A 15,127-nucleotide genomic window follows, 5' to 3' on the forward strand; every position below is an offset into this window, starting at 1 on the left:
ACTACTCCACCAAACTTCCCATATCGAAAATAGGTAAGTACAGCCCAACAATAATAGTGCCGACAATCACGCCCATTAATAACATTAACATTGGTTCTAATAATTGGGAAAGAATATCAATTTGGTAATCCAATTTTTGTTGATACATCTCGCTAATGTGTTCGCACATTTTGGCAACGTTGCCGCTCTGCTCGCCTATCTCAACCATTTGTGGCATATCTAAGCCAAACACATTCGGGTTGATACCTTGTGAAAATTTATAGCCTTGTTGCAAGAGATTCAGCATAAACTCAATCTCTTTTTGTAATATAGGGTCATCACTTTTTTCAGATAAAAAGGATTTTAATGCCACATCTAACGGAATATGGGCATTCAGCATTAATGCAACATTTTGGCTAAAAAAGACCATACGAGCTTGCTCTATAATTTGCCGAAAAATAGGGAGCTTAGACAATAACCTGATTTTCAATTTCTCCACCCAATTTCCTCTTTTTGCAAAAAATGAGAACAAAATGACCGCTAGTAATAATAAAGTGAATAAAAGATTCTTCTGCTCAATTAAACATTGAGAAAGCGAAAATAAAATTTCAGTAATTAGCGGTAAGGCTTGCTCCTTTGTGCCATAAAGCTCGGCAAATTGCGGCACTATAAAGACCAAAAGCCCGATAGACAGAAAAAGTGAAATGAATAATACAATGGCAGGATAAAACAAAATTTTCTTCACCTTTTTAGCCAATTTATCAGACTTAACTCTGCTTTCCGACAAGTTGGTTAAAATCAAACCAAGCTTTCCGCCCTGTTCGCCCATTTTGATCAATTGAATTTCTTGATTAGTGACAAACGTATTTAGCCGTTCTAGTGATTGCGAAAAAGCATAACCGCTTTCCATAAGTTGAATAAGCTCACTTAGCCATTGATGTAGCCTGATGTTTCGGCAATTTTGCAAAATCATTGCTAGGGCTTGCTTTAACGGCACGGCAGAATTCACTAACAAAGCAAGCTGAGATAAAAATTGGCTAATTTCCTCTTTTTTCGGATTTTGTGAAAACACAAAATTTCTGCTGACACGAATTTGCTGATAACCTTTAGCAAGCAAGGTATTTTCCAGCTCTTCTCTGCTTGAAGATAATAGTTTCCCCTTACGCTTTTGTTGGAAACGATCCTCCGCTTTCCAATGAAATTCATAGATTTTAGCCATTGCCTAATACCCTCAAAATTTCAGCCTGATCGGTTTTCCCTTCCGCTAATTTTTCTTTTGCACTTTCATATAGGGTTACAAAATCTAAACAAGCGGTCGTTTTTTCAAAATTTTTTGCAGATCGGCTAAAAAGCTGATACACCCCAATTCTACCTTTGTATCCTTGATAGCAATGCTCACAGCCAATTCCACCGCATTTTATGCAAATTCGTCTTAACAACCGTTGAGCCACTACCAGCAGTAATGAATTTTGTAACTCGTACTCTTTTATTCCAAGTTGCAATAATCGCTCTATGGCAGAAGGGGCATCATTGGTGTGCAAGGTGGAAAGCACTAAATGCCCTGTTTGAGCAGCTCTGAGGGCAATTTCCGCACTCTCTTCATCACGAATTTCCCCTAGCATAACGATGTCTGGGTCTTGACGAAGAAAAGTTCTCAACAGTTGGTTGAAATCCAAATTAATCCCTCTATTTACTTGGGTTTGGATTATCCCTTCTATCTCAATTTCAATCGGATCTTCAGCGGTTAAAATATGCTTTTCACTACTATTGAGATGACTTAATGCACTATAAAGGGTAATACTTTTCCCACTACCCGTTGGCCCTGTTACTAAAATTAAGCCTTGTGGCTGATTAAGGGCATTGAGCAATATTGCTTTTTGGCTTGGGTTAAAACCTAACTCTAAAAAATCCAAATTAGTCGGTTTATTCTTTTGAAGCCGAAGAACGACTTTTTCGCCGAAATGAGTTGGCAAAGTTGAAACACGGAAATCTAAGGTTTCCGCTAAAATCGTTTTGAAATGAAATTGTCCATCTTGCGGCAAGCGAGTTTCACTAATATCAAGTTTTGCCAATAACTTAATGCGAGAAATCAACCTACTAGATAAACTTTGCGGAAGCGTTTTATAAATATGCAGTACGCCATCAATTCGTAGTCGAATGAGTAATTTCTCTTTTTGTGGCTCTAAATGGATATCTGAGGCGTTATTTTTTAAACAGAATTTAAATAAATTATCTAAAATTTGGATAATCGGATCATTTCTATCCACTTGTTCTGAATTTGTTATCGAATACGTTGCATTCTCCTCATAAATTTCACTCTGCACACTACTCTGCTCTGGTGAAAGTGCGTTGAGCAAAAACTTCAATTCATCGGAGGAAATCAAAACAGGCTCAATTTGCTTATGGTAGATAAAAGCAAAAATTTCACAGGCACTGATATTTTGCATATCATCAACCGCCAACCATAACTGTGATTGCGTTTCTTTCAGCGGAATAGCCAAATATCGCAATAAAATCTGTTTTTCATTGCAATTTTTCTGCCACTGCTCGCTCGAAATTTCAATCATTTCTTGGCTGGTTAAATCAGTAACTGAATACGTCATTTTGATTTCCTCAAGATGAATTAACCGTTTGATGTAACTGTTGTATTACAGAATCCAGCCGGGAAGAGGCTGGTATCTTTACCACTACAACTCGATGACCAACTAATAGTGTTGTTTTCAAATTTTGGTGTTAACGTATAACTGTAACCATTAAGCGAGCCTTTGCCTGTAACGGTAATCACACCTTTATTTACGCTAATCGAATTGAGGTATTTAGTGTCATTACTATTCGCTTTATTGGCTTGAATACCATTTGTGCCTCCAGAACAATTATCCAGTCCGCTACCGTTATAAATACAGAGTTCAACATCTGATTTATATGAAGCCGAAGCTCTTAACAGCTCAGAAAGTGCCGCCTTTTGGGTGTAGGAGTTGTAAGACGGAATGGCAATGGTTGCCAAAATGGCAATAATCGCAATTACGATCATCAATTCAATTAAGGTAAATGCCCGATGAAGTTGGCGAATACCAAGCGGTCGAAAATGTACAATTTTTTGCATATAAATTCCTTATGAATAAAAAGCCAAAAAAGTCTGGCGATGAAAGTGTGCAAATTTTTTGAAATTCTTGCGATAAGCAAATTTCAATTTTTCGACGCAGATCGAAAAAATAATATTTCCATCTGTTTATTCATACAGTTTTTTGCTAGAATTTCACAAATTTGAAGATTGAGGATTAAAAATGGCAAAAGCACCTAAAACCGCCTATGTTTGTAATGATTGCGGTGCAGAATATGCCCGCTGGATGGGGCAATGCAAAGAATGCAAGGCTTGGAATGCAATTAGTGAAGTGCGATTAATTTCGAGTAAAGAAACCGCAAAATCTGACCGCTTTAGTGGCTATGCAGGGGAAACCTCAGGCAAAGTTCAGGCTCTTTCCGATATTAGCTTGCAAGAAGTGCCTCGCTTTAGTAGTGGTTTTAATGAACTAGATCGTGTGCTAGGTGGTGGTGTTGTGCCAGGTTCGGCTATTTTGATTGGTGGGCATCCGGGAGCAGGAAAAAGTACATTGTTACTGCAAGTGATGTGCGGCTTGGCTCAACATCTCCCTACTCTTTACGTAACAGGTGAGGAATCATTACAACAGGTGGCAATGCGATCGAATCGTTTAGGCTTACCAACGGCAAATCTGAAAATGTTGTCTGAAACCTCTGTCGAGCATATTTGCAATATTGCAGACCAAGAAAAACCGAAGATTATGGTGATTGACTCGATTCAAGTGATGCACTTGTCGGATATTCAATCCTCTCCAGGCAGTGTTTCACAAGTGCGTGAATGTGCATCTTTCCTTACCCGCTACGCCAAAACCCGCCAAGTGGCGATTATTATGGTTGGGCACGTCACTAAAGATGGCACGCTTGCCGGCCCGAAAGTATTGGAACACGCTATTGATGCCTCATTACTGCTTGAAGGCGAATCAGATTCTCGGTTTAGAACCCTGCGTAGCCAGAAAAACCGTTTCGGTGCGGTGAATGAATTAGGCGTATTTGCGATGACGGAACTTGGCTTAAAAGAAGTTAAAAACCCGTCTGCTATTTTCTTAAGCCGTAGCGAAGAGCAAACACCGGGCAGCTCTGTAATGGTATTGTGGGAAGGTACTCGCCCGTTACTTGTTGAAATTCAGGCATTGGTTGATCACTCAATGCTTGCGAACCCTCGTCGTGTGGCGGTGGGGTTAGATCATAACCGTTTATCGCTATTACTGGCGGTTTTACATCGACACGGTGGGCTGCAAATGTCGGATCAAGATGTCTTTGTGAATGTAGTAGGTGGCGTGAAAGTAACAGAAACCAGTGCCGATTTAGCCTTAATTTTAGCGTTAATTTCCAGCTTCCGTAATCGCCCGTTACCGCAGGATTTGGTAATTTTTGGGGAAGTCGGCTTAGCAGGGGAAATCCGCCCGGTTACCAGTGGGCAAGAGCGTATTAGTGAGGCGGCAAAACACGGCTTTAAACGGGCGATTATTCCTCACGGCAATGCCCCGAAAAAGGCAATTAAAGATATGCAGGTGTTCACTGTAAAAAAACTCAGTGATGCATTAGATATTCTTTATAACCTCTAAAATTAAGAACCGCTTGTAAGTCTGTCTTACAAGCGGTCTGTTTTAGGTAAAAATTTACGAATGTGCAGTTGTCGGTTGATTCGCTTTGAAAATATAGTACAAATTAATGCACACCACCAACGCATTTAAGCCGGTAACAGGAATCGAGCCAATCAGCAACCCATAAGCAACGAAACAGGCACAACCCAGCGAATTGACCACCCGCAGTTTAATCACATCTTTTAACAAAAAAGAACAGGCAACTAAAATCATCGCCACATAGCCAAGTATTTCAATATAGTCCATTTAGAACCTCCTCAAATAAAATAAACAGCCGATATTTTAAAGGCTGTTTTTTTATTTGTATCTAGCTCCAAAAATAGCAAAGGTTTGCGTTCACATTTTTGCTTTTAACCGCTTAGTTATTAAGCAGATTTTCGTTCTAAACGCATAAAACAGCAGCGTAACGGGTTATTTTCATCAATTTCTGACCACTTCGCTTCTATTAACGCCCAATTTTGTTCATCAAATTCAAAGAAAGTATCTCCCTCAATTTCTGCTTGAATCTCGGTTAAATAAAGCCTTTCTGCTAGTGGTAAGGCTTGCTTAAACAGTTCTCCCCCACCAATAATCATTATTTCCTCTGTATTTGCAAAATTTTTTGCTAATTCGACCGCTTGTTCAAGCGATTGTGCCGCATAAGCCCCTTCCATTGTAAAACCTGAACGGGAAAGAATAATATTAGGACGTTTTGGCAATAGCCTACCAATTGATTCATAGGTTTTTCGCCCCATAATCACAGGTTTGCCAACCGTATTTTGGCGAAACCACGCTAAATCCACAGGTAAATGCCACGGCATTTGGTTATCTTTGCCAATAACCTTATTCTTTGTTCGAGCAACAATCAGGCTAATTTTCATTTTTTCTCCTATTATGCAATTTGGTTCAATTTTATATCAAATTAAACGTGATTTTACACCTTAAAAATGATAATTTTATTCGCATAATTTCTAAAGATAAGTGAAATCATTATGTCAAAAACTATCGTCATTAAATTTGGCACCAGCACTCTCACACACGGCACTAAAAGTTTAAGCCGTCCTTATATGTTAGAGCTGGTAAAACAGATTGCTCAACTTCACCAAAATCATCGAGTTATCGTTGTAACCTCTGGGGCCGCTGCTGCCGGGCGTGATTATTTAGGACACCCTGAACTCCCTAAAACCTTAGCCTCTAAGCAAATGTTAGCAGCGGTCGGGCAAAGTCAGCTCATTCGAGTGTGGGAAAATTTATTCGATATTTATAATATCCATATCGGGCAGATGCTCTTAACCCGAGCCGATCTGGACGATCGTGAACGTTTCCTCAATGCCCGTGATACGCTTGATGCTCTGCTTGCTCAAAAAATTATTCCCGTGATTAATGAAAACGACGCCGTTGCCACCGAAGAATTTAAAGTCGGCGATAACGATAATTTATCGGCTTTAGTTGCGATTTTGGCTCAAGCGGATCAGCTCTATTTATTAACCGACCAAGAGGGCTTATTCAGTGCCGACCCTCGCTCGAACCCTGATGCCAAACTGCTCTCGGTGGTGGAAAAAATCACGCCTGAAATCCGCCAAATTGCCGGTGGCAGTTCAACCGGATTAGGCACGGGCGGTATGAGTACTAAAATTACGGCTGCAGATATTGCCACCCGTTCAGGCGTGGAAACTATTATTGCCTCTGGCTCTCGCCCAAATGTGTTGGTGGATTTAGCTAATGGCGAAAACATCGGGAGTAAATTTTTAGTGCAATCTGACCGCTTGGAAGGCAGAAAGCGTTGGCTTTTTGCTGCACCTCAAGTGGGGGAAATCGTTGTCGATTCAGGAGCAGAGCAAGCCTTGCTTCAACATAAATCACTCTTACCTGTAGGCGTTGCTCAAATCAAAGGCGAATTTACACGAGGTGAAGTGATTAAAATCTTCAACCAAGAAGGAAAAGCGATTGCATTAGGCATTGCTCGTTATAGTAGCGAGGCATTGATCCGTATCAAAGGTAAAAAATCTAAAGAAATTGAATCTTTACTCGGCTATGAGTTTGGTTCTGTTGCCGTACATAGTGATGAAATGGTGGTGTATCAATGGAATTAGGCATTGATGTTTTAGCAATTTTGTTCCTAGTCGCCACAGTCGCTGGTTTTATTGATGCGATTGCAGGCGGTGGTGGTTTGCTTACTATTCCGGCTCTAATGGCAGCAGGATTACCGCCTGCAATGGCATTAGGTACAAATAAGCTGCAAGCCTGCGGTGGCTCATTCTCCTCTTCTTTTTACTTTATTCGCCAAAAAGCGGTTAATTTAAAACAAATATGGCTACTCATTTTGTGTACGTTTATCGGTTCGGCTGCTGGTACTATTTTTGTTCAAAATATTGATGTGGAATTTTTGAAAACGTTACTCCCATTTTTAATTTTGATTATTGGTATCTACTTTTTAGTCAGCCCAAGCGTGGGAGATGAAGATCGCAAACAGCGAATTAGCTTTACTACATTTGCCTTTACTGCTTCCGTTGCTCTCGGTTTTTATGATGGTATGTTCGGACCTGCAACCGGGTCATTTATTACATTAGCTTTTATTTTGTTACTGGGTTTTAATCTGCCCAAAGCCGTTGTACACGCCAAAGTGATTAATTTTACCTCAAATTTTGCTTCACTGATTTTCTTCACTATTGGTGGTGCTGTAGTTTGGAAAGTGGGATTAATTATGATGGTAGGGCAATTTATCGGTGGTACACTTGGGGCTAAAATGGTAATGACAAAAGGCAAAAAATTAATCCGCCCAATGCTGGTAACGATGTCTTTTATTATGGTAGCGAAAATGCTCTACGAACAAGGAATTTTTAATTAGCAATGAATAAAGCAAAACGTGTTGAAATTTTAACTCGCTTACGCAATGAAAACCCAAAGCCGACAACGGAACTGAATTATAGCAATCCATTTGAATTATTGATTGCGGTTATTCTTTCTGCACAAGCAACAGACAAAGGGGTAAACAAAGCAACGGATAAATTATTCCCTGTTGCTAATACACCACAGGCAATTTTAGATTTAGGCGTAGATGGCTTAAAAGAGTACATTAAAACGATCGGTTTATTTAATAGCAAAGCGGAAAATATTATCAAAACTTGCCGAGATCTGATTGAAAAACATAACGGCGAAGTGCCAGAAGATCGTGATGCTCTCGAAGCTCTTGCTGGCGTGGGTAGAAAAACTGCTAATGTGGTGATGAATACTGCTTTTGGACACCCTACCATTGCTGTGGATACCCATATTTTCCGCGTATCTAATCGTACAAATTTTGCCCCTGGTAAAAATGTTGTGCAGGTTGAAGAAAAGTTACTTAAAGTTGTTCCTGATGAATTTAAAGTAGATGTTCATCATTGGTTGATTTTACACGGTCGTTACACTTGCGTTGCCCGCAAGCCTCGTTGTGGCTCGTGCATTATTGAAGATTTGTGCGAGTTTAAGGAAAAGACTGAATAAGATTATCTGATTATATTAATAAATAACTCCCCTCTTTAGAAAAGAGGGGAACTAAATCGAGCGTAAAATAAATACAACAAGCGGTTATATTTTGAGAGAATTTTACAAATGGAAATCTATTTAGTTGGCGGTGCGGTTCGAGATCAACTTCTCGGCTTACCAGTAAAAGATCGAGATTTTTTAGTGGTGGGAGCAACTGCCGAGCAATTATTGGCTCAAGGTTTTCAACAAGTTGGGGCAGGCTTTCCTGTTTTTCTTCACCCTGAAACCAAAGAAGAATACGCTTTAGCTCGCCAAGAACGTAAACAAGGCAAAGGCTACAATGGCTTCGTTTGTGATTTCTCTCCTAATGTAACTCTTGAACAAGACTTAACCCGCCGAGATTTAACCATTAATGCCATTGCACAAGATGAATCTGGGAAGATTTTCGACCCCTATGGTGGCGTTCAAGATTTAGAGAACCGAGTTTTACGCCATATCTCTCCTGCGTTTAGTGAGGATCCGCTGCGTGTATTACGAGTTGCTCGATTTGCTGCTCGTTTCTACACTTTTGGATTTACCATTGCAGCTGAAACCTTAGATCTAATGCGAGAGCTTTCTAACAGCGGTGAGCTAGAAAACCTCACTGCTGAACGAGTATGGCTTGAAACAGAGAAAGCATTTGGAGAAGAAAGTCCCCATATTTATTTTACTGTTTTGCGACAAGTTGGAGCATTAAAAGTTCTTTTCCCAGAAGTTGATAAACTCTTTGGTGTGCCACAACCGCCTCAACATCACCCGGAAATTGATTCAGGCGCACATACTTTAATGGTATTAGAACAAGCTAAACGACTTGCAAAAAAGGCGGAAAATCCTACCGCTTTACTCTTTGCTGCCCTTTGCCACGACTTAGGCAAAGGCTTAACGCCTGCTGATATTTTGCCTCATCACTACGGACACGAAGCCAAAGGTATTCAACCAACCCGAGAGTTAGCCAATCGATTAAAAATCCCAACTGACATTAAAGATTTTGCCCTTTTAGTGACCGAATACCACACGCATTGCCACAAAATGGCGGAACTTCGCCCTGAAACGGTGATAAAGCTGTTTAACCGCCTAGATGTGTGGCGTAAGCCAAACCGCTTTTTTGATTTCCTGCTCGCCTGTGAAGCAGATGCTAGAGGGCGATTAGGTTTTGAACAGCGAGACTACCCTCAACCTGAATTAGCGAAAGCATATTACCAAGCCGCAATGGAAATTGATGTGCAACAAGTCATTCAAGACGGTTTTGAAAAACAAGCAATTCGGGAAGAGCTGAATAAACGCAGAGTGTATGCGGTAAGAAGCATCAAGCTAGATAGCGACCTAATAATAAACCATTAGGTTATCCGCCACTTTCTCAAAATCAATTCCCAAAGTTCAATTAGAAAAACGTTGGTTAAATGTATGGATTGTTTAAAAGGTGGCGTTATTTTAGTGAATTTATAATGTTCCTATGCTCTTGATTGTTGTAGCCACAATTTCAGGGTAAAGATCAGCAATAACCCAATGCCGAAATTGGCAATAGTGAAGCCGGCTAACCCAATAAAAGATAAAGGTTCAAATTGATAAAATTCAATCGCACCTCTTGCCATTGCAGCTAAACCAAATGAAAATGCCCAGAAACCCATCGAGAAGCCATTTTCAGCTATCCATTTGAGGTTTCGTAAAATAAAACAGAATTGTAAGAATCCATATCCCCATAACATTTTTGCCAACAAGTCTAATTCTCCACCCATAGAAAAATAGGCAGAAGCGCCCACAAATGCCGGAGCAAGAACAATTCCTAAAGATGGTCTAGCAATCGGAAAAAGCGGACTAAGCCGAATTCTTTGTAACATAGTGGGTTCATATACTAACCAGGAAATTATGCCAATGCCTAAAAATAAAGAGGCAATTTCACTGTAGCCAATTAAGCTTAATGAACTTGCCATAGTGAAGCTCCCTGCAATTGGCGGTAGGTAATGTACCGGGTGTAGCGTTTCTGGCAAAAATTGTGTGCCTTTCCATAATCCACCAATAATAAAAACCAAGAAAATTAAATGCACAATGACGCCTAAAAAAATCAATAGTTCGCCTAAATAAAAACCCCATACATAGAATACATCACCGCTTATCATGGTTGTCATTGTCACTAAGGAAAATAAACAACATTGCACAGGGTGCATAAATTCTGCTTTAATCTGCTCAAAGCAAAAAAACACACGATACACATAACAGCCTAATAAGGCTACCCAAAGTATGACTGACGTTCCAGCAATGATATTACCAATTGTTGTAGCATAAGGAGTGATAGGTGTTGCATTTAACCAGGCAAGGCCTAACGCCCCCAGCCCTAATGGCATTGCAAAAAAGCCTGTAGTTATTGGAAAAGGTTTAGATTCACTCATAAATTTATCCTCATATTGAAATAATGCATAACTGTATTTGGCTTTATAACAGTCATATGTAAAAAATTTTATTTTTCTAACCGCTTGTAATAAGAAAAACCTAAAGCACTTGCTTTAGGTTCCTACTACTATTCATACTCTTCTAGCCAGATAGTTAAAATTGCTTCAAGAATATGTTCATTTGATGCTTCCGGATCATCATCGAAATCTTCCATTTCGCAAATCCATTTATGCATATCTGTAAAACGAACCGTAGTTGGGTCTAAATCTGGATTCATATCATACAGATTTTCTGCAATCATTCGAGTATCTGACCATTTCATTAGTGTGCTGCCTCATTTGCGTGATTTAAATTATATTTCGGAATTTCAACGACTAAGTCTTCGTCACCAACAATACATTGACAACTTAAACGGCTGTCCATTTCCAAACCCCAAGCTTTATCCAGCATATCTTCTTCTTGATCTGAAGTATCATTTAAAGAATCAAAACCTTCACGAATCACCACGTGGCAAGTGGTACAAGCACAAGAACAATCGCAAGCGTGGTGAATTTCAACACCTGCTTCGTGTGCAACTTCTAATAAATTATCGCCGGCTTTAGCTTCAACAACCATACCTTCCGGACAGAACTCTTCGTGTGGAAGAAAAACAATTTTTGGCATTTTTAGTTTCCTTTTACTAATCCCATTCAATATTATCCAGATGTTCGCCGATGAAGTTTAAAATCTCTTCCTCATTCTCAACCAGATAAACAATAATATTCTTTAGTTCCCTTGCTTTCTCTTTACTTTTCTCGGAAAGCGGATAGGTAACATAATAACATCCTACGTCCGGATCTTCTTCTAATAACTCTAATAGGCTTGGACGATAAATACTAAGATAAGCTCGTAAAAATGCTGCCCAGTTGTAGCCGTTCATATAGGCAACATCATACTCAGCATTAATCCGCTCGCCCAGCTCAAAAATGCGGTTATCCTCTAAATCAAATTCAACTGCAACGGTTCTGAATTGTTCTGAAATCTCGGTTTTTACATAGTTAGACATACTGCCCCCTTATGCTAAATCGTCCATTTTTTTACCGGCTAACGCTTTTTGAATTGATAAATTCATACGCCGTGCTGCAAATTCTTGCGTAGCTAAATCCACCTCTTTGATACCTTGCTGAATTGCAAAGCGATCAGTACCTTCTTTTAATTCGATTAAACGGGCTAATTGTGCTTCAATCGCTTGGAACTCCTCCACACTCAACACCGCAGAGCCATCTTCTTTCAATGCCGTTACAACACTGTCGATCACTCGGTCGGCTTCTACTCGCTGTTCAACTAACTGGCGGGCTTCCATATCTTCTTTGGCATTTGCCATTGAGGATTTAATCATCTGCGTAACTTCTTCATCGGTTAAGCCATAAGACGGTTTGATTTGAATTGAAGCCTGCACTTTGGTCGATTTCTCCATTGCGGTCACGTTTAATAAACCGTCGGCATCAACTTGGTAAGTTACCCGAACCTGTGCAACCCCTGCTGCCATTGCCGGAATGCCACGCAAAGTGATTTTACCGAGAGAGCGACAATCTTCGACTAATTCACGCTCACCTTGTAAAACGTGGATTGTCATTGCGGTTTGTCCATCTTTACCTGTAGTAAATTCTTGGGCTCTGGCAACAGGAATTGTCGTGTTGCGTGGAATAATTTTTTCCACCAAGCCGCCCATTGTTTCAATACCCAATGATAATGGCACAACATCTAGCAATAGCATATCAGAATCAGGCTTGTTACCGACTAAAATATCCGCCTGCACAGCTGCACCAATCGCCACTACTTTATCAGGATCGATAGAAGTTAATGGTGTTTTTCCGAAAAATTCGCCCACTTGTTCACGCACAAATGGAACTCGGGTTGAACCACCCACCATCACAACTTCAATCACTTCTTCAGATTCAACGCCCGCATCTTTCAATGCACGACGGCAAGTCATCAGTGAGCGTTTTACAAGCGGTTGAATTAGCTCATTAAATTGCGAACGGCTGACAGTTCCAACCCAATTTGCAAATTTCACCTCAAATTCGATCGCTTGTGAAAGAGCAACTTTTGTTTGAGTGGCTAAGGTTAATAACTCACGCTGCTCGCTTGCGGTTTGTGGCTTGTAATTGGCTTGCTCAGCAATCCAATCAGCTAATAAATGGTCGAAATCATCGCCACCGAGAGCCGTATCTCCAGCTGTTGCTAATACCTCGAATACACCTTTGCGTAAACGTAAAATAGATAAATCGAAAGTACCGCCACCTAAATCGTAAACGGCAATCACACCTTCTTGTCCGCTGTCTAAACCATAAGCAATCGCTGCTGCGGTTGGTTCATTGAGTAAACGCAACACATTTAAACCTGCAAGGCGTGCTGCATCTTTGGTGCTTTGGCGTTGTGCATCATCAAAATAGGCAGGCACAGTAATCACCACACCTGAAAGCTCTCCGCCTAAACGCTTTTCGGCAAATTGTGCCAAGTGGCTTAAAATATCTGCCGAAACTTCAATCGGACTTTTATTGCCTTGAGCTGTTTGAATTAAAGGCAAACCGTTTTCGCTCGCCACAAATTGATAAGGTAAATTTTGATAACGTTGCTGAACATCTGCCAAAGAACGCCCAATTAAACGTTTAGCTGAAATAACCGTATTTTTCGGGTCAAGAGCTGCTTTGGCAAACGCTTCAACCCCAAGCGTTTTTTCTGCTTCTGCATAATGCACTACTGACGGCACTAATGCTCTTTCTTGTTCATCAAGTAATACTTGAACCTGCCCGCTACGCACAGTTGCAACCAATGAATTTGTTGTGCCTAAATCAATTCCCACTGCTAATCTGTGTTGATGTGGTGCAGCGGTTTGACCTGGTTCAGAAATTTGTAATAATGCCATTATATTTTTATCTCTCTAAATTCTATCGCTCTCTCCTTTTATGGGGAGAGTAAATATTTAAGCTACTGAATATCCCATATTTTCAGGGGCAAATACGCTTTGGTAGTGGCGTTCAATCGGTACAGCAATTTTGCTGTTTAGCTCTAATACTTGATGCCCTTGCAATTTTTCTACATCCGCTTGCCAGTTTTCCCAACGTAACTCTTGGTAAAAATGGTTCAAATCCCCTGCTAATGCCCACCCTAGAAATTCTGAATAACCTAATTGAGTGTTTTCCCATTTTTTAGCTGTTGGGTGATAATAATAAACTTTGCCGAGTTCTGAGCCGATTCCACCAGCGTTAATCGCGAAATAACCGCCGATTGCATCATCTGCTACCAGCAAGTGACTTGGTTGCTCGCCCGATTGTTTAAACGTTTTACCGAAGTTCCAATCAAATAAGCCACGAGGCAATTTCTCATTTCCCGAACCTAAAATGCGTAACCAACCGTGATCAATTAATACACCACCTGTCTCATAAAGCATAGCCCCAAGCGGAGAGCGAGTGGAAAGCTGCATTCCGACTAACGCCGAACCTGCATCTTCAGGGTAACTAGCTAAAATCTGGTAATGATTTTTTGCTTGGGTAAACCAGTCTCTTAAAATTAACCAAGCTGAATTTTTATCTAATAATTCTTCTAAACTCTTCATTTGCAAAATTTCCTTAGAATTTGACCGCTTGCGAAAACCATACAAATATAGGACTAATAATCAAAGAATTTTTCTTCCACTTTCTCAATCTGAATAATCAATTTTTTGAAGTAACGGAGTTTATCGGTTAAGGCATTGGCTGTTTGCCATTGTTCTAAATTTAATTCTGTTTCAAGCTGTTGAATAACTGCTTTTTGTTCTGTTTTGATCTGTTTTAAAAAAGCGGTTAATTCTGTTTCATCTTTACGGTGTTCGATGGTTTCGAGCTTTTCGTGCCATTCCAGTTGTTGCATTAAGAAATCCACATCCCGCATACTTTTTTCTTCGAGATTTTTTGCTTCACCTGTATGAATTTCAATAATCGCTTCTGCTCGTAAAATCGGATCTTTAAGGATATTTAAGGCATCGTTCACATCTGCCGATTTTTGCACCGCTTCTAGCTGTTCAGCACTTGATTTGTGCGCAAAATTATCCGGGTGGAGCTGTTTTTGTAAAGCAAGATAATGCTCAGAAAGCTGGGCGTTATCAACTTGGAATTGAACAGGCAGATCAAAAAGCGTAAATGGGTTACTCATTTATTCTCCTTACACACTAAAACTTTCGCCACAACCACATTCATTTTTGACATTTGGGTTAGTGTATTTAAAGCCTTCATTTAAGCCCTCTTTTACGAAATCTAATTGCGTGCCATTAAGATAAGTGAGGCTTTTTTCGTCCACAATTACTTTTACTCCGTGTTGCTCAAATACGTGATCGTCTTCATTTAATACATCAACAAATTCCAGCACATAGGCTAAGCCTGAACAACCCGACGTTTTCACGCCAAGTCTTAAACCTATACCTTTGCCTCTGTTTTCTAAGAATGTACGAACTCGGTTTGCGGCGGCTTCTGTTAAGGTAATACTCATAGGTGTCCTTATGTGAATGGATTAAATCAAGATAGAAATAGCAAATGCAAGCGGTAAAATTTTGCAAA

The 15,127-nt window shown here is 40.1% G+C and carries 18 protein-coding genes; 5 read left to right on the forward strand and 13 right to left on the reverse strand.

Annotated elements, in window-relative coordinates:
• Position 1: 1 nt before the first annotated feature.
• From ACERCF_RS03320 to ppdD, 3 genes are read right to left on the reverse strand one after another with little or no spacing between them, the layout of a single operon-like run.
• Positions 2-1,198: a type II secretion system F family protein gene (locus ACERCF_RS03320; RefSeq protein ID WP_373624611.1), complete on the reverse strand. Its 1,197-nt coding sequence runs from the start codon at positions 1,196-1,198 to the stop codon at positions 2-4.
• On the reverse strand, positions 1,191-2,582 hold the full coding sequence (locus ACERCF_RS03325) for a GspE/PulE family protein (protein ID WP_373624612.1): 1,392 nt from the start codon (positions 2,580-2,582) through the stop codon (positions 1,191-1,193). Before ACERCF_RS03325 ends, ACERCF_RS03320 begins: the two co-directional genes overlap by 8 nt.
• 20 nt (positions 2,583-2,602) lie before the next feature.
• Positions 2,603-3,082 carry a prepilin peptidase-dependent pilin gene (ppdD, locus tag ACERCF_RS03330; protein WP_373624613.1) on the reverse strand — a complete coding sequence of 160 codons (480 nt, stop codon included), beginning with the start codon at positions 3,080-3,082 and terminating at the stop codon, positions 2,603-2,605.
• 181 nt (positions 3,083-3,263) lie between these two features.
• Here ppdD and radA point away from each other — a divergent pair, with 181 nt between their 5' ends.
• Positions 3,264-4,643 (forward strand): DNA repair protein RadA, encoded by a 1,380-nt coding sequence (gene radA / locus ACERCF_RS03335; protein WP_373624614.1) that lies wholly within the window; start codon positions 3,264-3,266, stop codon positions 4,641-4,643.
• 54 nt (positions 4,644-4,697) lie between these two features.
• On the opposite strand, the gene ACERCF_RS03340 is transcribed toward radA, so the two are convergent.
• Complete coding sequence (locus tag ACERCF_RS03340) at positions 4,698-4,928, reverse strand: YgjV family protein (protein ID WP_373610788.1); 231 nt, start codon at positions 4,926-4,928, stop codon at positions 4,698-4,700.
• A gap of 119 nt (positions 4,929-5,047) precedes the next feature.
• Positions 5,048-5,542, reverse strand: a complete 495-nt coding sequence (gene folA / locus ACERCF_RS03345) for a type 3 dihydrofolate reductase (RefSeq protein ID WP_373624615.1) — start codon at positions 5,540-5,542, stop codon at positions 5,048-5,050.
• A gap of 111 nt (positions 5,543-5,653) precedes the next feature.
• Between folA and proB the strand changes: the two genes are divergently transcribed.
• From proB to ACERCF_RS03365, 4 genes are all read left to right on the forward strand, one after another.
• Positions 5,654-6,754, forward strand: coding sequence for a glutamate 5-kinase (gene proB / locus ACERCF_RS03350; RefSeq protein WP_373624616.1), 1,101 nt, complete (start codon positions 5,654-5,656; stop codon positions 6,752-6,754).
• A complete protein-coding gene (locus ACERCF_RS03355) occupies positions 6,745-7,509 on the forward strand; it encodes a TSUP family transporter (RefSeq protein ID WP_373624617.1) in 765 nt (254 codons plus the stop codon). The genes proB and ACERCF_RS03355 overlap by 10 nt, the downstream gene beginning before the upstream one ends.
• Before the next feature lie 2 nt (positions 7,510-7,511).
• Complete coding sequence (nth, locus tag ACERCF_RS03360) at positions 7,512-8,144, forward strand: endonuclease III (protein WP_373610792.1); 633 nt, start codon at positions 7,512-7,514, stop codon at positions 8,142-8,144.
• Between the two features lie 108 nt (positions 8,145-8,252).
• Positions 8,253-9,506, forward strand: coding sequence for a multifunctional CCA addition/repair protein (locus ACERCF_RS03365; RefSeq protein WP_373624618.1), 1,254 nt, complete (start codon positions 8,253-8,255; stop codon positions 9,504-9,506).
• Between the two features lie 110 nt (positions 9,507-9,616).
• On the opposite strand, the gene ACERCF_RS03370 is transcribed toward ACERCF_RS03365, so the two are convergent.
• From ACERCF_RS03370 to iscA, 8 genes are all read right to left on the reverse strand, one after another.
• Positions 9,617-10,552, reverse strand: coding sequence for a TDT family transporter (locus tag ACERCF_RS03370; protein WP_373610794.1), 936 nt, complete (start codon positions 10,550-10,552; stop codon positions 9,617-9,619).
• A 128-nt stretch (positions 10,553-10,680) separates the two neighbouring features.
• Positions 10,681-10,875: a Fe-S cluster assembly protein IscX gene (gene iscX / locus ACERCF_RS03375; protein ID WP_018651770.1), complete on the reverse strand. Its 195-nt coding sequence runs from the start codon at positions 10,873-10,875 to the stop codon at positions 10,681-10,683.
• A complete protein-coding gene (fdx, locus tag ACERCF_RS03380) occupies positions 10,875-11,216 on the reverse strand; it encodes an ISC system 2Fe-2S type ferredoxin (RefSeq protein ID WP_126302240.1) in 342 nt (113 codons plus the stop codon). Before fdx ends, iscX begins: the two co-directional genes overlap by 1 nt.
• Before the next feature lie 16 nt (positions 11,217-11,232).
• A complete protein-coding gene (locus ACERCF_RS03385) occupies positions 11,233-11,598 on the reverse strand; it encodes an Imm51 family immunity protein (RefSeq protein ID WP_154704169.1) in 366 nt (121 codons plus the stop codon).
• 9 nt (positions 11,599-11,607) lie between these two features.
• Entirely contained in the window at positions 11,608-13,461 is a 1,854-nt protein-coding gene (hscA, locus tag ACERCF_RS03390) for a Fe-S protein assembly chaperone HscA (protein ID WP_373624619.1), read from the reverse strand.
• Between the two features lie 57 nt (positions 13,462-13,518).
• Positions 13,519-14,151 (reverse strand): DUF2625 family protein, encoded by a 633-nt coding sequence (locus ACERCF_RS03395; protein WP_373624620.1) that lies wholly within the window; start codon positions 14,149-14,151, stop codon positions 13,519-13,521.
• 53 nt (positions 14,152-14,204) lie between these two features.
• Entirely contained in the window at positions 14,205-14,726 is a 522-nt protein-coding gene (hscB, locus tag ACERCF_RS03400; RefSeq protein ID WP_373610799.1) for a Fe-S protein assembly co-chaperone HscB, read from the reverse strand.
• A gap of 9 nt (positions 14,727-14,735) precedes the next feature.
• Entirely contained in the window at positions 14,736-15,059 is a 324-nt protein-coding gene (gene iscA / locus ACERCF_RS03405) for an iron-sulfur cluster assembly protein IscA (RefSeq protein WP_025217574.1), read from the reverse strand.
• Positions 15,060-15,127 lie beyond the last annotated feature (68 nt).

Origin of the sequence: Mannheimia kashgarensis (assembly GCF_041807705.1) — a bacterium.
GTDB lineage: Bacteria > Pseudomonadota > Gammaproteobacteria > Enterobacterales > Pasteurellaceae > Mannheimia.